An 18,747-nucleotide genomic window follows, 5' to 3' on the forward strand; every position below is an offset into this window, starting at 1 on the left:
GTCTCCACTCAACTTCCTAAAAAATTACTCTCCCCGCACTCTGGAAAGGATGATAGCTTTCATGGGTGATTTTGACGTTTTCACCTGGCTGCGGGGCATGGATATAAAAGCCCTCACCGATGTATAGGCCCACATGATGTGCTGGGTCACCCCAAAACACTAGATCTCCCGGACGTAATTGACTAAGCGGAATGGTTTTGGCAAACTGCTGCTGTGCCTGACTGACTCTTGGCAAAGAAATACCATGGCGGGCAAAAACGTACTGCATCAATCCGCTGCAGTCAAATCCCGAAGGTGTAGTTCCTCCCCACACATAGGGAACACCAATAAATTGCTCGGCCTCGAGGATAACTTCTTTTGCTGTACCGCTTGGTAATTCTGAGCCCTGACTATCTTCTTCGGGAAGGCGCACATTGGAAAAGAATCCCGCGGTAACCTGCTCAACCACGCCTTCTCGTTCCTCCTTAAGCGTCTCCTCCTGCTCTTGTTCCTGCTCCTTGATCGTTTTCAGCAGTTCCTGATTCTCACTCAACTCTCCTTGCAGCTCATGTTTCTTGACCTCTAGATTTGTCGTTGTTTCCCGAAGTTCTTCCTGCTTGCTTTCCATTTCCTGCTGCTTTTCTTTGGCTTGGCCTTCTTGCTGCCCCAGCTGATCAACCAACTGCTGGTATTCTTTGGCTCTTTTTTCATCCGCCATTTGAATTTCCTGCAGCGATTGAAGCGTAAGCAAGGCCTTGGACAGCTCCCCTAGCTTTAAGAACCAGACACCGTCCCGCGACTCATTCACTTGGATCGCCCGTGCCCGAGTACCGATCTCCTTTTCAAGCTTCTCCTTTTTCTTCGTTGCCTCACGGACTGTCTTTTGTTTTCCTTCCATCTCCTGATTGACCTTTTCGACCTCACTCTCCAGTTCCTTTTGTCGAACGACTGCAGTGGAGATGTCATTGTTTAATTTCATGATCCGTCCCTTCAGCTCATCGACGGCAGTTTGTTGTTCCTCTTTTGGATCTGCGTAAACAGGCTCCGTCGCCGCACAGAAAAGAAGGCTGACGAACCCAATAACCAGCATGACTTTGCAAAAACATTTTCTCTTTTGGTAGTGCATCCTTCGTTGCTCCTTTTCTGATTACTAAACGAGTCCCATGCTTTACAGCAATCATTTCTTTTTTTGTCTCAGTTGATTTTTTCTATGATAAACATTGTTATTTTTACAGTAGTACCGATTTTTATGCTTGCTCCTAAATAACAGCATTTTCTTTTTAGTACCACAGATGCCTTTTGGATTTTAATTATCATAAATTAAATTATGTTAAAAATATCCAGTTTTAGTTATTTCAAAAACAAAAAAATCCAGTTTTATTTTATCATAAGCGTATTGACTTTTCTATTTCATTTAAAGATCACTTTATTTCTATTAATGAACATATCCGAATTTGTAAGCCAAGAGCAAAAAGGAATGCATGCAACATCTCTGCTCGCATGCATTCCCTTTTTTAATTGATTCAGATTATTCCATCAAGGTTGAAAAGTAGCCGGTCATTGATCCTTGGATCAACTCACTTAACCGGTACCCGTTTCGCCAATACGTGATGATGTTGAAATCATTGACGTTTGCTTGCTCCATCTTCTTGCGAATACTGCCAATCGCCGAAGAGATTTGGACTAGACGAGAATTGCTCATTCCCTCTTCCCATAAAATCGTGCATAATTCTTCACGAGATACGATACCGTCGATATGCTCCAACAACACCTTTAAAATCCGCAATTCTAATTTGTTCAGCGAGTTGTAGAAGGTCAACAAATTATGCCGGTTCGTCTCCGAGAATTCATACTCCTTCAAGCCAAATGATTCCTCTTCTTGGTTCTCACCTGCGAATTTCAGCATTTGCTCCCTTAACTCCGACAACGAAAGCTCCACAGGCAGATAATGGACCTCTTTACTGTAAGACTGTTTTTCGCTTGTCGTCTCTGCTCTTCTGACGAATTGAAATTCCGGTTTCTCCAGAAATTCCAGAACATTTTCCACTTCTCTGTTTGACAAGGTTTCACTGAAAATGACAATATTAAAAAAATGCAAGAAATCGATCACAGAGCTCTCCTTGTGAAACAGTCTCTTTGTGACAAAAACTTCGTAATCCAACTTTTGCAGCATGTCTTGAAGCTTCTGTTCTGCCAGTATGTTTCTCGTTAGAATAATCATTCTTTTCATTCGCCTCACCCAACTTTTCCTCATAATATTTGGTCTATTTGATCGTTATAAAAAGAATTGTTTTTTACCTCACAAAATAATTCCTAAAAAATGTTACTACTAATTAAAAAAACATATTCCTATTTACAGTTCAAAATTACCACATCATAAAGAGATCCTCAATAAGAATCCCTATTAAAAATATTAATTTTTTCTTCTTTTTTTGATATTTTACCCAATGCTCTGTTATTTTTAGGGGGATCTCAAAGAAATTTACTCGAAAAAATATAAAAAAAGAACCCTTCCACTGAAATTAGTGACTTTTTCCTAGTTTAAATCAATAATATTGTAATAATTATTATTTGTTCAATGAATCTTTTGCTAATCAGACGAAGATGTATTCTTTCATCGAGTGAATGGTTTTAATGGATTAAGAGTCATTCGCTTTTTCATGATGATCTTTCTACCCAAAAATAGGTCTGTCTAAAGCACAATTACATGGCTGCAAACATTCTTTCGTCACAATAAGGATACGCGGCAGATCACGCCACACGGTTTTCGCCCTACTCATGCTTCTTTATTATTTGAAGCTGGTGCCCGTATGAAGCAAGTCCAAGCACATCTGGGTCATAGCACTAAAACGATCATGAATGTTTACACTCGTGTGACCAAAAAAGTCAAAGAAGAAACCGCCAATAGTTTTGGCAATTATATGAAGAATGGAAAAAGCTGGGTTAATCTCTAGATCAAAAGAAAAACCCCGCTCAATAAGAGCGAGGTTCATGTTGTTAAATCAACGTTTATAAGCTTATTTAGCTAATGAATCTTTTGCTTGGTCAGCTAGAGCGGTAAATGCAGCTGCATCATTTACTGCTAAGTCAGCTAGCATTTTGCGGTTGATCTCGATACCGGCTACTTTCAAGCCATGCATTAATTTTGAATAGCTCAAGCCGTTCATACGAGCAGCAGCGTTGATACGTGCAATCCACAATTTGCGGAAGTCGCGTTTTTTCTGACGACGATCGCGGTATGCGTAGTTGTATGAATTCATTACTTGTTCTTTAGCTGTTTTAAATAGGGTGTGTTTAGAACCGTAGTAACCTTTAGCTAATTTTAGTGTCTTTTTACGACGTTTACGAGTTACTGTTCCACCTTTAACACGTGCCATGTTTAATTCCTCCTAATGTTTCTGTTGAATTTTAAAATTAAAGTAGTAAAGCTCAGGTGCCGCAATTATTTCATGCGAGCAAGTTGTTGACGGATACGTTTGTAATCGCCAGCTGACACCATACGTGCTTTACGCAATTGACGACGTTGTTTTTTAGTTTTTCCGTGGAAACGGTGACTTGTAAAGGCACGGAAGCGTTTCAATCCGCCACCACCAGTACGTTTGACGCGTTTTGCTAATCCGCGGTGTGTTTTTTGTTTTGGCATAATTAATTCCTCCTACATTTCATTTTGCATACCGTTCAACTACAAGAAATGTAAAAGTTGAACAAGCATCCTCAAACTATTTTTGCTGACTGTTAGTCTTTTTTCTCTTTCGGTGCAAGCACTAAGAACATGCTACGTCCGTCCATTTTCGCTTTTTGTTCCACTGTCGCAATATCGTCAGTTTCTTCAGCTAAGCGATTCAAGACTTTCTGACCAATTTCTTTGTGGGTAATGGCACGGCCCTTGAAACGGATAGAAGCTTTCACTTTATCGCCTTTTTCCAGGAACTTACGTGCATTGCGAAGTTTCGTATTAAAGTCGTTGATATCGATCGTTGGACTTAAACGAACTTCTTTAACGTTAATCACTTTTTGTTTCTTGCGTGCTTCACGTTCTTTTTTCTGTTGTTCAAAGCGGTATTTCCCGTAATCCATGATACGCGCCACCGGTGGTTTTGCGCCTGGAGCTACAAGGACGACATCAAGATTAGCCTGTTCAGCGATTCTTAATGCTTCCGCTTTAGATTTCACACCTAATTGTTCGCCATTTTGATCGATCAAACGCACTTCACGAGCACGAATGCCGTCGTTAACCATCATATCCTTTGCTATGGTCATTCACCTCCAAAATTTTTGAGAGAAAGTCAAAGCGCGATCGCACAAAAAAACGAGTTCGTAACGAACCCGCGCGCAGTTATCCTCATCTCTAAAGACAAGTCATTAACTATCCAGCCCAGTGACCTCGGTCAGCTAAGGCGAGAAGCGGGTGCTTCTGCTTTTATTTCTCAACTTTTATAGTATACAGTGTTCAAACAGCAAAGTCAACTTATTTTGTTCGTTTTTCTTCTGTTTCAGAAAACGTCGATAGTTTTCTTTTCATTTTTGTGCTAAGCTGGATAGGAACATTTATTTAGAATAGGAGTGATTCAATGGAACATTCTTTCTTTCGAGAATTGCTTCATTATAACCAGCCAAAGGACTCTTCCCTTCGCTGGATCGGCGCCGGCCTTTGCATGCTCAGTGTCTTGTTCACCGGCTACTTTTCACACCAGCTGGCGATCGCCAGTTTCGGCTCTTTAGGTATTTTCACCTTTTTGTATTCCCGTCCACTCCCCATAAAGCAATCCATGCTTCGGTTATCCACCATTGGGAGTTTTCTTTTATTAAGCAACTTTTTAGGAATGCTTTCGACTCATCTGCATTGGACTGCACCCCTTGTCGTCGCATTGGTCGGATTCATCGGGCGTTTGTTTTTTCGTCTTTACGGCATCGCCAAGCCAGGGGCCTTTTTTGTCGTAATGGTGACTGCCATGGGCGCCAGTACTTCGATCCCCTTACAGAAAATCCCGGTGATGAGTCTTTATTTTTTGATCGGTGTTGCCTTCTCTTTATTTTTTGCAGCAGTACTTTCTCTTTTCGATCAACGAAAACCTGAGTCCTCCAACCTGCTCTCTCTTACTCAGCGGATCAACAATGATCCTGCCGTGATCATCGATAGCTTATTTTATGCGGCCGTACTTTTTCTAGCGGTTTATCTGAGCTTTGGATTGCAGTTGAAAAATCCTTATTGGATGGTGGTTTCCTGTGCGGCGATCCTGCAGGGCGACAATTTGCGCGCCATGCTGCATCGCAACATCCAACGAATCTTCGGCTCGATCATTGGATTGATGATCGCCGCACTGCTTTTGACACTGCATTTGTCCGTGTTGCAAACATTAGTGGTAATCACCTTGCTGTTCATGACGGTTGAATTTTTTATTCCGCGCAATTATGCTTTGGCGCAGTTTTTCACCACACCCATGGCATTGATGCTATCCATGCTAGTCAGACATCAGTACTTGTATACCTTGATTCAATATCGTTTCTTAGGGATCGTTTTAGGTGGTATGCTGGGGCTGGGAGCAGCCTGGATCATGACCACTGGACTGATTTTTTACAATCAGAAATTTAGTCTGGATGAAAATTTTGACAACGAAACAGAATAACGCCGTGCTCGCCGTCTGTCTGAAGCAGTCGGTGGTTTTTTTTCAAATTGACGGCTCTTTGCTATAATGAGGCTAAGAAAAGGAAAAGGAGCGCCTGTATGTATCGATTGATCACCTGTGATTTAGATGAAACTCTGTTGGACAAGGAGCGGCATGTCTCAAAAAGAAACCTCGAATGGATCAAAAAAGCGGAGGAAGCCGGAGCTTTTTTCGTTCCTGCTACTGGTCGGGGATTCCATTCGATCCGCAAGACATTGGAAGAATTAGACGCCGTGGATAAACAAGACCACTACATGATCGGCCTTAACGGCGGAGTGATCGTAGCGAATCAGGGAGGAACGATCATTGAAGACAACCCGATCGACTTCGACCTGCTTAGCACTCTGTTTCAGTTTGGTCTGAACTACGAGGTAACAATCCACCTCTATACGTTTGATCAGGCTTATATTTACCAAATCAACCCGGAGGAAGCCGCTTATTTGAGCACAATTCCTCATCAAGTCGTTGAGACCAATGAGATCGACTTCTTAAACGACGAAGTTTGCTACAAAGTGTTGTTCCAAAACCTCGATCGCCGCTACCTTGAGACCATCGAGGCCGAATTGCCGCGAGAACTGCGCGCTCAGGTCGAAATCAGCTACTCCTCCAACCGCTATCTCGAATTCAATCCAGCTGGCGTGACCAAGGGAGAGGCTTTGCTGAGCTTGGCAAAACGACTTGGCATCGCTCCACAGGAAACCATTGCGATTGGTGACAACACCAATGACCGCACGATGATCGAAACAGCGGAATTAGGAGTCGCAGTCCAAAATGCGATTCCTGAGATCAAAGCGATTGCACAATATGTGACGGATGCTGACCATAACCAGAGTGCAGTGGCGGAAGTCATTCAAAAATTTGTCCTCTAAAATGAATGGGCGAAACGGTCTTCACCTCCGTTTCGCCCATTTTTTAACGTATTCTTCGCCACAGCACGATGATCATCCACACAGATAATCCCAAACTGATCACTAAAGAAATGATCCAACCAGCGTTGGAATTTTCGAAGGGCAGCGGCATATTCATGCCAAAGAAGCCCGAAACGATCGTCGGGATCGTCAACAGCAGCGACCAGATCGTCAAAATTTTCATCGTGTCGTTCAAATTATTGTTCAGCAAATTATTATAGGTACCTGATAGCTGATCCAATATCTCACTGGCCAGCTGAGTCATCTCAACGGCCTGTTTGGCCTCGATCAAGGCATCGTCCAGTTGCTCTTTTTCCTTATCGGTGAAGCTTGGGAACAGTCCTTGTGCTTTAATTTGTTCCAGCAGCACAACATTTTGCTTGGTAGCCGTCACTAGGTAGACCAGCCCAATCTCCAAGTCAGACAGGCGCAGTAGATTCTTGTTCGTAGTCTTCTCTCGCAAGCGCGCATTCAATCGGATCCGTTCGCTGTTGACCTCTTCGATCAACGGAAAATAGTAATCCGAGATCACAAATAAGGTATGAAACAGCAAACTGGCCGTACTTTGCTTGGGTTCTCGTTTCAACTGATTTTCGATCACCGCGACGACATACTTCGTCCGCTCGGAAACAAAAGTAAACATATGATGGTCTTTCAAAATGAACGCCATCGGACTGGTTTCATAGTGATTGTCCGTTTTATCCAAATGAGCAACATTGAAAACCACCAGCAAAGAATGGGTCATGGGATCATATTCGACTCGGGCACGTTCATTTTTATCGAGGGAGTAGGTCAGCATCTCATCACTGATCTGGTAGCGTTCTCGTAATTTGGCGACCTCTTCGGTATTTTTGGCGTCCACATTGATCCATGAACACAAGCCTTGATTAAAGCGTTGTTTCTCTAACATGATTTCCCTCCTTGATCCAGCTTCTTTCTCATTATAAGAGAAAAACACGAATCCGACAAAAAAACACCACAGATTTAGGACACCGCACCCTCACCTTTAGGGTTGATTTGTTGAAATAATTAACGCGTCAGCCTTCCGACAGCAAGCATTAACAATCCGACAGTAAAATCTGGAAGGCTAGGTCTTCCTTTGAACGCTCATAACGAATGGATCAACAAAGCGATCCCGATCAGCTGTATCACCGCCCATTGGAAAGAGTCTTTTTCCGTCAATACGCTTTGATGTGTTCGGACAGTGTTTTGATCATAAAGGATAATTCATCATCACCCTACTTCAAACAAAACAAAATTTAACATGCGGAAAAGGATAACTGACACTCCCCATAACTATTCAACAAAAAAGAGCAGGTTTCCCCGCTCTTTGCTTATTCCACAACCGACAGCTGCTGTACCTCTGCAATTTTTTCGTCGATCAATTTTAAAACGATGTCTCTTGCCTGCGGATCTTCTACAAAGTTCAACTGATCCCCGTCAATTTGGATTTTCGGACTTTCATTGTAGTCTTCATACCATTGGTCGTAACGCTTGTTCAGCTCTTTGTAATAGTCATACAAGGTGGGATCAAATTCCAGCTGCTCGTATTCTCTGCCGCGTTTGGTGATCCGGTCCAGCATGGTTTCAAAGGAGACCCGAATATGGATCAACAGATCTGGATGTTTTTTGTTTGCAGCATAGGGCAATTCTTCCATCATGTTGGCCAACAGCTCATCGTAGACCTTTACTTCTGTTTCGGTTGCCCGACCAAGATCGGCATTTAAGTGAAACAGCAGTGAATCTTCATAGATCGAACGGTCCAAGACATTGTTGTCATCCTGCATCGCTTTTTTGATGCTGTCGAACCGCTTATTTAAGAAATAAATTTGTAGTAAAAATGCATATTGTTCTGGGTTTGCATAAAATAATGGCAGCACTTCATTGTCTTCGATGGATTCATAAAATGCTTGACTGCCTAAGTATTCTGACAGCATGGCTGTTAAACTTGATTTTCCTGCCCCAATCGTTCCCGCTAATACGATCACGCTCATTAACCTCCAACTCACTTCGCACAAAATATAGTATCTTTTTTTTCAACTTTATTAATATACCCCCAATATCTTGTGGCGTCAAATAAAAAACAAAAGAAATAGAGGATTATTTTAATCCGAGAATGTTTAAAAAAAAGTTCATTTTTCAGAAGTTTTCATCGTTTTCATTTACTTGTTCGTTTTCTCTCAGTAAAATGGAAGAGATCTAGAGGGAGTCCGATCCCTTTTTCACTAAGAAGCTGGCTCTTCTTTCGAACTGGCTTGTGCAGAAGCGATCGAACGTTTTGATTCTGCCTAAGTTGTTTAGTAGAATGGAGTACAGTTTAAAAAATAGTATATTCTGACTAAAAAGGAGTTTTACGATGAAGACCATCGGCCATGGACATGCCAGCGGTAAAATCATTTTAATGGGTGAACACGCCGTCGTCTACGGTGAACCAGCGATCGCCTTTCCGTTTTCCGGAACAGGGATCGATACGACGATCCAGCTTCACTCTCAGGAATCATGGATTCAATCGAGTTTCTATCACGGTCCTCTTACACAAGCTCCTGCGACGATGAGAAATGTTACAGCTTTAGTATGGCAGCTGATCCGTCATTTTGCCGTACAGGAACCTTTTTATATAACTATCGACAGCACGATCCCCGCGGAACGCGGGATGGGATCTAGTGCAGCCGTGGCTGTCTCGATCACGCGTGCTTTTTTTGACTGGATGGAGATCCCAGCTGCGCAGACCGATATTCTTTATTTTGTTCATCAAGCAGAAAAGATCGCTCACGGCAACCCCAGCGGCATCGATGCCACCACGATCAGCGGAACAGAGCCTTTGTTGTACCAGAAAGGCTTGGATTTCCAACCTTTCGAGCTGAATATGGATGCCTTTTTGGTAGTCGCCGATACTGGCTTCAAAGGCCAAACGCGCAAAGCCGTCAAAGATGTGGCTCAGTTGATGAATACTCAATTTTCGACGACAGCACCACGGATCCGCGAAATCGGCTGGTTGACAAAGACCGCTCAGCAGGCAATCCTTTTGAATCAGCCGCACCGGTTGGGCGACTGCATGAATCAAGCTCAGGAGCAGTTGCGCATTCTTGGCACCAGCAACGACGCACTGGATCATTTGATTGACACGGCACTGATGCACCAGGCATTAGGGGCCAAGCTGACCGGCGGGGGCCGGGGCGGCTGTATGATCGCATTAGCGGAAAACGAAGCACAAGGGCGTCATCTACAAACCATTTTATCTCGTGCAGGGGCTCGAGATACATGGATCGAAGGGTTAGGAGTATATGCACATGCATAGTGGAAAGGCGCGGGCTTACACCAATATCGCGTTAATCAAATACTGGGGAAAAGCCGATCAAGCATTCATTTTGCCAATGAACAACAGCCTATCGCTGACCCTGGATGCTTTTTATACAGAAACTGAGGTTGTTTTCTCAGAAGATTATACAGAAGATAGATTTTACTTAGATGGGCACTTGCAAGATGCCAAAGCCACGGAAAAAATCAGCATGTTTTTAGATTTGGTACGGCAAAAAGCCGATTCGAAGCTGTTCGCTAAAGTCGCAAGCCGAAATTTTGTGCCAACCGCTGCCGGTTTAGCTTCTTCAGCCAGCGGTCTGGCTGCATTAGCAGGTGCAGCAGCGGAAGCTTTGGATCTTTCATTGACACCACAAGAATTATCTCGACTGGCACGTCGTGGTTCCGGATCGGCCTGCCGCAGTATTTACGGCGGCTTTGCGGAATGGCAAAAAGGCGATTCCGATGAAACTTCCTATGCAGAAGCCATTCCTTCTGAAGGCTTTGCTGAAGAATTGAGCATGATCTTCGTCGTAGTGAATGACCAACAAAAGGATATCTCCAGCCGGGACGGCATGCAGCGGACAGTGGAAACTTCCGCTTTTTATCAGGGCTGGCTGGATACAGTACCAACGGATTTGTCAAAAGCCAAAAAAGCGATCCAAAAAAAGGATTTCCAAGCATTAGGCGAAGTGACCGAAGCCAGTGCCTTAAAAATGCACGGCACGACCTTGGCTGCACAACCGCCCTTCACTTATTGGTCGGCGGAAAGCATGAAGGCAATGTCCTTGGTGCGTCAGCTGCGTCAAGAGGGCTTACCCTGCTACTTTACGATGGACGCCGGTCCCAATGTGAAAGTCCTCGTTCAAAAAACACATGAAAAGCAAGTACTTCAAAAGCTAGCGGAACAATTTTCTCGTGAACAGCTGATTGTCGCCCATGCCGGGCCGGCAATCCAAATCTTACCAAAGGAAGAACGAACATGATCGAAGTGTCAGCACCAGGAAAACTTTATATCGCCGGGGAATATGCGGTCGTCGAACCAGGGCATCCTGCAATCATCGCAGCGATTGACCAGTTCATCAACGTCTCGATCAAGTCATCGAAACGCAACGGCAGCATCCAATCTGCTCAATACAGCGACATGCCGATCCGCTGGACTCGACGCAAAGGTGAATTGGTCTTGGATATTCGGGACAATCCATTCCATTATATTCTGGCCGCCATTCACTTTACTGAAAAATTTGCGCTGGAAAACAACAAGACCCTGACCTTTTACGATCTGAAGGTGACCAGCGAGCTGGACAATTCCAATGGACGGAAATATGGACTTGGTTCCAGCGGCGCAGTGACGGTCGCAACAGTCAAAGCCTTGGATGCCTATTACCAATTAGGGCTTTCCCAATTGGAGCTTTTCAAATTAGCAACTTTGGCTCATTTGAATGTCCAGGGCAATGGTTCCTGCGGCGACATTGCGGCCAGCTGCTATGGTGGCTGGTTAGCCTTTTCGACCTTTGATCATGACTGGGTATTGAACCAGCTAACTTCTCGATCGCTGACCGATCTGGTCAAAAGTGATTGGCCCAGCCTGAAAATCGAACCGCTGAAGGCTCCGGAAGACCTGCGCCTATTGATCGGCTGGACTGGCAGTCCAGCATCGACCTCCGATCTGGTCGATCAGGTCCACCAGTCTCGCGAGCAAAAAGAAGCGGCCTATCAACAGTTTTTGGCAGACAGTAAAGCCTGTGTCGCACAAATGATCCAAGGCTTCAAGCAAGAGGATGTTTCATTGATCCAAGCAATGATCCGTACCAATCGAGCCTTGCTCACTCAACTGACCACCTTCAGCAATGTCTCGATCGAAACGCAGCAGCTGCAGGTCATGAGCGATCTGGCTGAGCAATATGGCGGTGCCGCGAAATCCTCAGGTGCTGGCGGCGGCGACTGCGGCATCGTGATCGTGGATAAAAAGGCCGGGATCCTGCCGTTGATGAGCGCTTGGGAAAAAGCCGGAATCACACCGTTGCCGCTGCACGTCTACCATTTAAACGAGGAGAAGATGAATGAATCGTAAAGACGAACATCTTTTATTAGCTAAAACACAATACAAGGCCAAGGAGAACGACTTCGATGCGGTCTCTTTTGTCCATCAATCGCTAGTCGCTTTGTCTGATGATTCAATCGACCTTTCTACCTCGATCGCCGGTTTGTCGCTGGACGTTCCTTTTTACATCAATGCGATGACCGGCGGCAGTGAGAAAACCAAGATTTTCAATCAGCAGCTGGCGATCGTAGCCCGCGAGACCGGCTTGATGATGGCAACTGGCTCCGTTTCTGCCGCCTTAAAGGATCCTTCGGTAGCAGATTCCTACACCGTTATTCGTGAAGAAAATCCTAACGGCCTGCTGTTAGGAAATATGGGTGCTGGACGTACAGCTGAAGATGCCAAAAAAATCGTTGATCTGCTGCAGGCAGACGGTCTTCAGATTCATCTGAACGTTCCACAGGAACTGGTAATGCCCGAGGGTGAACACGATTTTGAACAATGGGAGACCAATATTCGTCAATCATTAGAATTGCTGGAGGTACCAATCCTCGTGAAAGAGGTTGGTTTCGGCATGGCTCAAGAAACGGTGCAGCGATTGGTAGAATTAGGTGTTCCGGCGATCGATGTCTCCGGACGCGGCGGCACCAGCTTCACTAAAATCGAGAACTCTCGCCGCAAACGCCATGAACTGGCTTACTTAGACCAGTGGGGGCAATCTACAGTGGTTTCCTTGTTAGAGGCACAACCCTTTGCCAACGATGTGACCTTGCTGGCTTCTGGCGGCATTCGTGATGCCTTTGACATCTTCAAAGCCTTATCTTTAGGTGCTCACGCTGTTGGGATTTCCGGTACATTTTTGCATACCTTGATGTCAGACGGCATCGATGCAACGATCCAAATGGTCGAAGATTGGAAAGAACAATTGCGGCGGCTGTATTTGATGACTGGCAGAGCCACGACCAACGAGGTTCAAAAGAACCAATTGATGATTACAGGAGCACCGAGGGAATGGTGCGACCTAAGAGGCATCGACGTCAGAAAATTAGCCACACGATAAAAAAAGATGCTGTATTGTGCGAAAACAATACAGCATCTTTTTTAGTTATTGCATGGCTTGAGTCAGGTGTTCATTTAATAAAGCCACAGACTTGGCTATATCCTCATCCAAGCTGAATAACCCGCTGGAACCAATGATCAAAATATCTGCTCCGGCCTCCAGCATCCGACTGTAGGTTTTTTCATTGCAGGACCCGTCGATCTGAATCAAAAACCCAAGTTCATTCGTTTCCCGATAGTCTTTCAGCCAGCGCACCTTGTTCAAGCTTTCAACAATGAACTTCTGCCCGGCAAATCCCGGATCAACCGTCATCACCGTTACGATATCGATTAGGTGCAGGTAATCAAGGATCAGCTCCATCGGGGTTTCCGGATTGATTACTACCCCCATCTTTTTCCCCTGTGCCTTGATGGTTTGACTCACTCGAAAAGCATGTCCATTCAAATGCTCCGCATGAATACTGATGACCTCTACCCCTAAGTCTAATAACGGTTCCACATACTCAACTGGATTGGTGACCATCAGGTGGGCATCCAGCGGAACATCGGTATGTGCCTGAAGCTGTTCGATGAACCATGGTGAAAGGGTCATATTGTTGACGTAGTGACCATCCATGATATCGATATGATAGTAATCCATCACGGTATTGAGATACGCGATCTGTTCGTTGAATTTGCCTAGATCCATACACATGAGTGAAGGCGATAATTTCACCATAAGCTTTCCCTCTTTCTTTCCTGAATTTAGTTGACCGATTGTCCTCCGTCGACGACCATTTCTGAACCAGTCATAAAGCGTGAAGCATCGGATGCAAGGAATACCACGGCATCTGCAACTTCATCCGCCGTACTGATCCGATTGTATAGCGGAATACGCGCACCCATCTCTTCCATCGTCCGGTCCGTGGCCAAAGCAGCGTGCTCTGCCATCTGGGTCTTGATGTAAGCTGGATGGACCGAATTTACACGAATCCCTCTTGGTGCTAATTCAATGGCTGCCGCCTTCGTTAGAGACGCTACGGCCCCCTTTGAAGCGGCATAAGCAATTCGGTTTTTCGAGCCTAAGAACGAAGCGATCGAAGCCGTATTGATTACGCTGCTGCCATTTTTAAGCAACGGCAGCATCTCTTTGATTCCCAAAAACATACTCAGCGTATTGACAGCCATGGTTTTTTCCCACAGCTCGACCGTTGTATCCTCGATCGTGTCGATTTTAAAAATGCCGGCATTGTTGAACAAGACATCCAGCTTTCCAGCTTTTTCTTGGATCGTTGCAGCGGCTTTTTTCCAAGCGTCTTCCTGGGTTACATCAAAGCACAGTGCATGCACATGTTCAGTTCCGCAGGATTCTTCTAATGCTTTCAAACGGTCTGCATCATTGTCATTGACAAAAACCATAAATTCTTGCGCGACCAGCTTTTGAACCACCGCTTGGCCTAACCCGCCGGCTGCACCGGTGATCATTGCTGTTTTCTTTTTCATTTTTTCCCTCTATTCTAAATTGGCATGATTGGCTTTTAATTGTTCAAAGGTCATTCCTTTTTCTTCCATCAATTGCAGTGCAAGTACGTCGTGGAACACCAGCAGCCCTTGTTCAAACACCGTGGTCATCGGTTGAATTGACGTAAATGCTTGGGAACTCTTTGATGGACTTTCAAAACGGACGATCACGTCGGCCAGTTGGGCAATCGAGCTTTCTGGATTCGAGGTCAGATGAACGATCCGCGCATCGAAGGTCTTGGCCTTTTTAGCGATCCCCAGAGGAAACAACGATTCCCCTGACCCGCTGCCGACGACCAGCAGATCCTTATCTGTAATCGGCGGTTCGTTCAGATCCCCCACCATGTGACAGTGGATTCCTAAATGAGTCAGTCGTTTGACGGCTGCTTCCAAAGCCAAACGGACCCGGCCAACACCAACAAAGAAAACCTGTTCTGCCTGCAGGAGCGCTTGAGCATATTCCTGCTGCTGCTCTTCTGAAACCTTGCCCAACAGTTGACCCAATTCGGCGACCACTGCTTGACTATTTTCATAATATGTCTTCATGTACCATCAACACCTTGTTATAAAATTCTTTTTTCTCGTGAACGATGTCAAACGCCTCGATCAATCCTTCGATCGGGACTTTATGGGTGATCAACGGCGACAGCTTCAGACTGCCATTTGCAATTGCCTGGGCAGTGATCTGCCATTCGTTTTTGGGGATTTTGTCATAGACACTGTTGAACATGCCCACGATGGTCCCCTCCTTGCGCATAAACTGATCATAGGTTTTCTGCTGCAATAGCATGTCTGAATGTGGATTACCCAACAAAACGACTCGACCAAATGCACGAATGGATTGCACACATTGATCAAAAGCGGCACTGGCCCCTGTAGCTTCGACTGCGACATCGGCCAGTTTGCCATTCAGCATTTCTTTGATAAAATCCTCGGCCGAAACCTCTGCACTGTTGCAGACAAATTCAAACCCTATTTTTTTAGCAAAGTCGACTTTGGTTTGATCGATGTCTGCTAAGATCACTTTTCCGGCTCCATTGATCTGAGCCCATTGAGCAACCATGACACCGATCGGACCAGCTCCGAAGATCACGATCGAATCTCCTAATGAGAGTTGAGCTTTGTTGATCACATGCTGTGCGACCGTTGCCGGTTCGACCATTGCCCCTTCCTCAAAGCTGACCTGATCCTCCAGCAGCACCAAGTTGAACAGCGGCACTGCTAAATACTCCTCAAATCCACCATCGGTCCGTGAACCGAAATAATTGTAATCGGTACATTGTGCGTAATTGCCGGAGCGGCAAAACTCACACGTATTGCAAGGCAGTAACGGAAACACCGCAGCCTTCTTGCCTAGATAGCTTTCCGCAACCCCTTCGCCCAAAGCCACGATTTCACCAGAAAATTCATGGCCGAGAACCGTCGGAAAATGATAAGACCCCGTCACAAAGGTTCGCGGGATATCTGACCCGCAAATCCCGCAGGCCATGATTTTGATCAAAACCTCCCCTGCTTTAGGCGTAGGCTGGGCTTTATCCACTAAGGTTAATTCCCCGATAGAGACTAACTCAACAGCTTTCATGACATCCTCCTTCTATCCTTCTGGAACTCCTAAAACACCTAGATAGGCCAAAGTAATCCCCAGAATGAAGATAATCAAAATAATCAAATTGATATTGACCTTCTTGCGTACCAGCCAATATACCAGCATGGTGATCCCTAATGGAACGAGCCCCGGCATCAATGCATTAATCACCTGCTCCTGCACATTCAGCTCCACACCTTTGATATTTAAAACCAGCGGAATCTCCACATTTACCCGTGATGCCGTCATACAGCCCACGACCATCAAACCGATCATACTGAAGATCTCCGTCAATCGAGCGATCGTTCCTTCACGCAGCATCGTCAAGATAAAGGATTTCCCCTTTTGGTAACCCAAACGATACATGTTCCAGCCAAAGCCGATCAAACAAGCTTTATAAGCTATTTCGAAAAAGATTGGTCCAACATAACTGCCATCGATCGCCAGCGAGCAGGCGATCCCTGCAAGAATCGGATAAACAATCCCCTGACTGACTGTATCGCCGATCCCAGCGATTGGACCCATCAGTCCGGTACGCAGCGAATTGATCGTCTCATCGGTGATATCCTCTGCGCCGTTTGCTCGCTGCTCCTCCATGGCTGCCGCAACACCCGGAATCATGGTACCGATGAAGGAAGGTTCTGTATTGTAAAACACAAAGTATTTCTTCAATTCTTTGACTTGTCGTTCTTTGTCCTCTGGATAAAGCTTGCGAATGACGGGAACCATGGCATTGGCCTGGCCTAATGCTTGAAGTCGCTCGTAGTTGTAGGCCGTTTCACTAGAATAAGTCAAGGCCCAGTTTTTCAACATTTCTTTCTTCGTTAATTTCACTTCCATCTTATGATTGCTCCTTTCCAGCTGGTTTCATATCTAAGAAACCGGTGTTGTAGAAAACAAAACCAAGAATCGCAGCGATTGCCGTGATAGCCATCACATCAAGTTTCAAATAGACCGCTAAAATAAAACCTAAGAAAAAGAACGGCATAATCTTCTTGTTCCCCATGAAACTGATCAGCATAGCAATCCCCAAAGCCGGCATGATCGCACCAACCACCTGCATCGCTGTTACAAAGGAATCAGGGATCATGTTCAACAAATTTTGCATTGGTTCAGCACCAAAATAGACTAAAATGAAAGCTGGAATACCTGTGATAATAAAGTTCAAGATGCCTGACGGAACATAATTCATCATTCGCATTGCTCGAATATTTCCGTTGTCCAGGAATTTCTCCGCCTGATGGACCCACAATGCATTGATCGACATCGTCAATTGGAAGGTCAAAATTCCAAAGAGACTGAATGGTACAGCAAAGGTCACTGCCAAACTAGGATCCGCTCCGGACAAGATCGTCATGGCTGTCCCAAACACCGCAGCGACTGGCAAATTTCCTGGCATCGTTCCGCCAGCAGTGATCCAGCCTAGATAGGCCAAGTTGATGTAGGCTGCAGCTTGCATTCCCAGTAGCGGTTCTCCCATCGCCAGTGCCACTAAAAATCCTGACCAAATTGGGTACAACCATGAACGAGTGATCAAATGACTTGGCCACCAGTTACAAACCGTTGAGATAATGGCGACTAAAATCGCAGATAATAGCATTTTTTTTCCTCCTTTTTTCTTTTCATACGGACAGCTTGTTTTTCGCCACCCGTGAACCCCCTCTTTTACTGCACACTACAAATATTTGGAAAGATCTGTCTCCTTTTGATCCGGAATGATGTGGATCGCCACTGGAATATTGCGCGCGATGATTCGTTGAAAAATCGCCCGTTCCTCTTCAGAAGCAGAGATGTTTTTGTATAAAACGCGCCGCTCTGCCTTGGCCCCCATACCGCCAACGATCAGTTTGTTGATCGTAATGCCGCTTTCCAGTAATTTTTCAATGATCGCCGGCCCCTTCACTAAGATGATCAGCCGCTTGTTTGCTTCACCCTGCTCATTCAAAAAGGCGACTGCATCCTCTAATCCCATCACGACGATGTCGATGCCTTTGGGTGCCGACATTTTTAGGACTTCCCGCATAAATTCATCCTTAGCAACCTCGTCATCAATGATCAAAATTTGATTCGCTCGAGTTTTCTTCACCCAGGCAGTCATCACCTGTCCGTGAATCAAGCGATCGTCTATTCTTGTCAATACGATTTCACTCATCCTTGTTCCTTCCTCTCCATGGTTTCAAATAATTCCTTGATGCCTTCTTTCCCGGTGTCTTGGACATGCTGGGCTAGTTCGGCCAAGCTCATGTTTTCTCGGCTGCAAATGGCTTCGATCACCATCGGCAGATTGACCCCTGTCACCGATCGGTAAGCAACCCTTCCCTTTAGCTGATGATAGTTTTGGGCCGTCACGTTATACGGGCTGGCTCCAAAAATGTCGCAAAATACTAGAACGCCTTCCCCCTGATCGAGTTCCACTATTTTCTCTGCAACGTTTTCTCTAAATGTTTCAATACTCGTTTCATGAAATAACCCCAGTGAATCAATGTTTTCTGCTTTCCCTGAAATTAATTCTGCAGCTGACAAATACCCCTTGGCCAGCTCCCCATGAGTAAGTATCAATAATCCAATCATCCTTTCACCTCCTCGTCTCTTTATATAGCAAGTCGTGTGCCAAAATTGAAAACAACAAAAAAAGAGCGACAAACCAAGCTTTTTCGCTTTCCTTGTTTCATCGCTCATTTATTATCCTGCCATTCAGCTGGTGTGTGC

General features: G+C 45.1%; 22 protein-coding genes and 1 other annotated feature. Of the genes, 7 read left to right on the plus strand and 15 right to left on the minus strand.

Annotated features, from left to right (window positions below; translation table 11 throughout):
- Window positions 1–16: 16 nt before the first annotated feature.
- Both NRIC_RS08420 and NRIC_RS08425 read right to left on the minus strand, forming a co-directional pair.
- Window positions 17–1,105 (minus strand): C40 family peptidase, encoded by a 1,089-nt coding sequence (locus tag NRIC_RS08420; RefSeq protein ID WP_146622254.1) that lies wholly within the window; start codon window positions 1,103–1,105, stop codon window positions 17–19.
- Window positions 1,106–1,507: 402 nt separating this feature from the next.
- On the minus strand, window positions 1,508–2,209 hold the full coding sequence (locus NRIC_RS08425; RefSeq protein WP_175580032.1) for a helix-turn-helix domain-containing protein: 702 nt from the start codon (window positions 2,207–2,209) through the stop codon (window positions 1,508–1,510).
- Window positions 2,210–2,729: 520 nt separating this feature from the next.
- On the opposite strand from NRIC_RS08425, the gene NRIC_RS08430 reads away from it, so the two are divergent.
- On the plus strand, window positions 2,730–2,933 hold the full coding sequence (locus tag NRIC_RS08430) for a tyrosine-type recombinase/integrase (RefSeq protein ID WP_265416106.1): 204 nt from the start codon (window positions 2,730–2,732) through the stop codon (window positions 2,931–2,933).
- Between the two features lie 63 nt (window positions 2,934–2,996).
- On the opposite strand, the gene rplT is transcribed toward NRIC_RS08430, so the two are convergent.
- From rplT to infC, 3 genes are all read right to left on the minus strand, one after another.
- On the minus strand, window positions 2,997–3,356 hold the full coding sequence (rplT, locus tag NRIC_RS08435) for a 50S ribosomal protein L20 (protein WP_010747118.1): 360 nt from the start codon (window positions 3,354–3,356) through the stop codon (window positions 2,997–2,999).
- Window positions 3,357–3,421: 65 nt separating this feature from the next.
- Window positions 3,422–3,622 carry a 50S ribosomal protein L35 gene (rpmI, locus tag NRIC_RS08440; protein WP_010755107.1) on the minus strand — a complete coding sequence of 67 codons (201 nt, stop codon included), beginning with the start codon at window positions 3,620–3,622 and terminating at the stop codon, window positions 3,422–3,424.
- A 92-nt stretch (window positions 3,623–3,714) separates the two neighbouring features.
- Window positions 3,715–4,239, minus strand: a complete 525-nt coding sequence (infC, locus tag NRIC_RS08445; protein ID WP_146622257.1) for a translation initiation factor IF-3 — start codon at window positions 4,237–4,239, stop codon at window positions 3,715–3,717.
- A gap of 36 nt (window positions 4,240–4,275) precedes the next feature.
- Window positions 4,276–4,405 (minus strand) — a sequence feature (ribosomal protein L20 leader region).
- Between the two features lie 145 nt (window positions 4,406–4,550).
- Here infC and NRIC_RS08450 point away from each other — a divergent pair.
- Window positions 4,551–5,606, plus strand: coding sequence for an FUSC family protein (locus tag NRIC_RS08450; protein ID WP_146622258.1), 1,056 nt, complete (start codon window positions 4,551–4,553; stop codon window positions 5,604–5,606).
- 98 nt (window positions 5,607–5,704) lie between these two features.
- Window positions 5,705–6,514 carry a Cof-type HAD-IIB family hydrolase gene (locus NRIC_RS08455; protein ID WP_146622259.1) on the plus strand — a complete coding sequence of 270 codons (810 nt, stop codon included), beginning with the start codon at window positions 5,705–5,707 and terminating at the stop codon, window positions 6,512–6,514.
- Between the two features lie 43 nt (window positions 6,515–6,557).
- Here NRIC_RS08455 and NRIC_RS08460 read toward each other — a convergent pair whose 3' ends face one another.
- Window positions 6,558–7,463, minus strand: a complete 906-nt coding sequence (locus tag NRIC_RS08460) for a magnesium transporter CorA family protein (RefSeq protein WP_146622260.1) — start codon at window positions 7,461–7,463, stop codon at window positions 6,558–6,560.
- Window positions 7,464–7,887: 424 nt separating this feature from the next.
- Window positions 7,888–8,547: a deoxynucleoside kinase gene (locus NRIC_RS08465; protein WP_175580033.1), complete on the minus strand. Its 660-nt coding sequence runs from the start codon at window positions 8,545–8,547 to the stop codon at window positions 7,888–7,890.
- A 362-nt stretch (window positions 8,548–8,909) separates the two neighbouring features.
- Between NRIC_RS08465 and mvk the strand changes: the two genes are divergently transcribed.
- Genes mvk through fni form a run of 4 tightly spaced genes read left to right on the plus strand, consistent with a single transcriptional unit; the run spans window position 8,910 to window position 12,954 of the window.
- Window positions 8,910–9,851, plus strand: a complete 942-nt coding sequence (gene mvk, locus NRIC_RS08470) for a mevalonate kinase (RefSeq protein WP_146622262.1) — start codon at window positions 8,910–8,912, stop codon at window positions 9,849–9,851.
- Window positions 9,844–10,836, plus strand: coding sequence for a diphosphomevalonate decarboxylase (gene mvaD, locus NRIC_RS08475; protein WP_146622263.1), 993 nt, complete (start codon window positions 9,844–9,846; stop codon window positions 10,834–10,836). Before mvk ends, mvaD begins: the two co-directional genes overlap by 8 nt.
- Window positions 10,833–11,924 carry a phosphomevalonate kinase gene (locus tag NRIC_RS08480; protein WP_146622264.1) on the plus strand — a complete coding sequence of 364 codons (1,092 nt, stop codon included), beginning with the start codon at window positions 10,833–10,835 and terminating at the stop codon, window positions 11,922–11,924. The genes mvaD and NRIC_RS08480 overlap by 4 nt, the downstream gene beginning before the upstream one ends.
- Entirely contained in the window at window positions 11,914–12,954 is a 1,041-nt protein-coding gene (fni, locus tag NRIC_RS08485; protein WP_146622265.1) for a type 2 isopentenyl-diphosphate Delta-isomerase, read from the plus strand. The genes NRIC_RS08480 and fni overlap by 11 nt, the downstream gene beginning before the upstream one ends.
- A 45-nt stretch (window positions 12,955–12,999) precedes the next feature.
- On the opposite strand, the gene alsE is transcribed toward fni, so the two are convergent.
- The 8 genes from alsE to NRIC_RS08525 all read right to left on the minus strand — a co-directional run bounded on the left by alsE (window position 13,000) and on the right by NRIC_RS08525 (window position 18,609).
- A complete protein-coding gene (gene alsE, locus NRIC_RS08490) occupies window positions 13,000–13,671 on the minus strand; it encodes a D-allulose 6-phosphate 3-epimerase (protein ID WP_146622266.1) in 672 nt (223 codons plus the stop codon).
- Between the two features lie 26 nt (window positions 13,672–13,697).
- Window positions 13,698–14,435 carry an SDR family NAD(P)-dependent oxidoreductase gene (locus NRIC_RS08495; protein ID WP_146622267.1) on the minus strand — a complete coding sequence of 246 codons (738 nt, stop codon included), beginning with the start codon at window positions 14,433–14,435 and terminating at the stop codon, window positions 13,698–13,700.
- Window positions 14,436–14,444: 9 nt separating this feature from the next.
- A complete protein-coding gene (gene hxlB, locus NRIC_RS08500; RefSeq protein ID WP_146622268.1) occupies window positions 14,445–14,999 on the minus strand; it encodes a 6-phospho-3-hexuloisomerase in 555 nt (184 codons plus the stop codon).
- Window positions 14,983–16,035 carry a galactitol-1-phosphate 5-dehydrogenase gene (locus tag NRIC_RS08505; protein WP_146622269.1) on the minus strand — a complete coding sequence of 351 codons (1,053 nt, stop codon included), beginning with the start codon at window positions 16,033–16,035 and terminating at the stop codon, window positions 14,983–14,985. The genes hxlB and NRIC_RS08505 overlap by 17 nt, the downstream gene beginning before the upstream one ends.
- A 12-nt stretch (window positions 16,036–16,047) precedes the next feature.
- Window positions 16,048–16,878, minus strand: a complete 831-nt coding sequence (locus tag NRIC_RS08510) for a PTS system mannose/fructose/sorbose family transporter subunit IID (RefSeq protein ID WP_146622270.1) — start codon at window positions 16,876–16,878, stop codon at window positions 16,048–16,050.
- A gap of 1 nt (window position 16,879) precedes the next feature.
- Window positions 16,880–17,638 carry a PTS mannose/fructose/sorbose/N-acetylgalactosamine transporter subunit IIC gene (locus NRIC_RS08515; protein ID WP_146622271.1) on the minus strand — a complete coding sequence of 253 codons (759 nt, stop codon included), beginning with the start codon at window positions 17,636–17,638 and terminating at the stop codon, window positions 16,880–16,882.
- Between the two features lie 75 nt (window positions 17,639–17,713).
- Window positions 17,714–18,190, minus strand: coding sequence for a PTS sugar transporter subunit IIB (locus tag NRIC_RS08520; RefSeq protein WP_146622272.1), 477 nt, complete (start codon window positions 18,188–18,190; stop codon window positions 17,714–17,716).
- Window positions 18,187–18,609, minus strand: coding sequence for a PTS sugar transporter subunit IIA (locus NRIC_RS08525; protein WP_146622273.1), 423 nt, complete (start codon window positions 18,607–18,609; stop codon window positions 18,187–18,189). The genes NRIC_RS08520 and NRIC_RS08525 overlap by 4 nt, the downstream gene beginning before the upstream one ends.
- Window positions 18,610–18,747 lie beyond the last annotated feature (138 nt).

It is taken from the genome of Enterococcus florum (assembly GCF_004309355.1).
Classification (GTDB): domain Bacteria; phylum Bacillota; class Bacilli; order Lactobacillales; family Enterococcaceae; genus Enterococcus_A; species Enterococcus_A florum.

Coding starts and splice junctions, on each gene's coding strand:
- NRIC_RS08460 (WP_146622260.1), bottom strand. CDS start 7,463: ATGTTAGAGAAACAACGCTTTAATCAAGGCTTGTGTTCATGGATCAAT.
- NRIC_RS08420 (WP_146622254.1), bottom strand. CDS start 1,105: ATGCACTACCAAAAGAGAAAATGTTTTTGCAAAGTCATGCTGGTTATT.
- hxlB (WP_146622268.1), bottom strand. CDS start 14,999: ATGAAGACATATTATGAAAATAGTCAAGCAGTGGTCGCCGAATTGGGT.
- NRIC_RS08450 (WP_146622258.1), top strand. CDS start 4,551: ATGGAACATTCTTTCTTTCGAGAATTGCTTCATTATAACCAGCCAAAG.
- NRIC_RS08520 (WP_146622272.1), bottom strand. CDS start 18,190: ATGAGTGAAATCGTATTGACAAGAATAGACGATCGCTTGATTCACGGA.
- rpmI (WP_010755107.1), bottom strand. CDS start 3,622: ATGCCAAAACAAAAAACACACCGCGGATTAGCAAAACGCGTCAAACGT.
- NRIC_RS08465 (WP_175580033.1), bottom strand. CDS start 8,547: ATGAGCGTGATCGTATTAGCGGGAACGATTGGGGCAGGAAAATCAAGT.
- mvaD (WP_146622263.1), top strand. CDS start 9,844: ATGCATAGTGGAAAGGCGCGGGCTTACACCAATATCGCGTTAATCAAA.
- NRIC_RS08495 (WP_146622267.1), bottom strand. CDS start 14,435: ATGAAAAAGAAAACAGCAATGATCACCGGTGCAGCCGGCGGGTTAGGC.
- rplT (WP_010747118.1), bottom strand. CDS start 3,356: ATGGCACGTGTTAAAGGTGGAACAGTAACTCGTAAACGTCGTAAAAAG.
- mvk (WP_146622262.1), top strand. CDS start 8,910: ATGAAGACCATCGGCCATGGACATGCCAGCGGTAAAATCATTTTAATG.
- NRIC_RS08480 (WP_146622264.1), top strand. CDS start 10,833: ATGATCGAAGTGTCAGCACCAGGAAAACTTTATATCGCCGGGGAATAT.
- infC (WP_146622257.1), bottom strand. CDS start 4,239: ATGACCATAGCAAAGGATATGATGGTTAACGACGGCATTCGTGCTCGT.
- NRIC_RS08505 (WP_146622269.1), bottom strand. CDS start 16,035: ATGAAAGCTGTTGAGTTAGTCTCTATCGGGGAATTAACCTTAGTGGAT.
- alsE (WP_146622266.1), bottom strand. CDS start 13,671: ATGGTGAAATTATCGCCTTCACTCATGTGTATGGATCTAGGCAAATTC.
- NRIC_RS08425 (WP_175580032.1), bottom strand. CDS start 2,209: ATGAAAAGAATGATTATTCTAACGAGAAACATACTGGCAGAACAGAAG.
- fni (WP_146622265.1), top strand. CDS start 11,914: ATGAATCGTAAAGACGAACATCTTTTATTAGCTAAAACACAATACAAG.
- NRIC_RS08525 (WP_146622273.1), bottom strand. CDS start 18,609: ATGATTGGATTATTGATACTTACTCATGGGGAGCTGGCCAAGGGGTAT.
- NRIC_RS08455 (WP_146622259.1), top strand. CDS start 5,705: ATGTATCGATTGATCACCTGTGATTTAGATGAAACTCTGTTGGACAAG.
- NRIC_RS08515 (WP_146622271.1), bottom strand. CDS start 17,638: ATGCTATTATCTGCGATTTTAGTCGCCATTATCTCAACGGTTTGTAAC.
- NRIC_RS08510 (WP_146622270.1), bottom strand. CDS start 16,878: ATGGAAGTGAAATTAACGAAGAAAGAAATGTTGAAAAACTGGGCCTTG.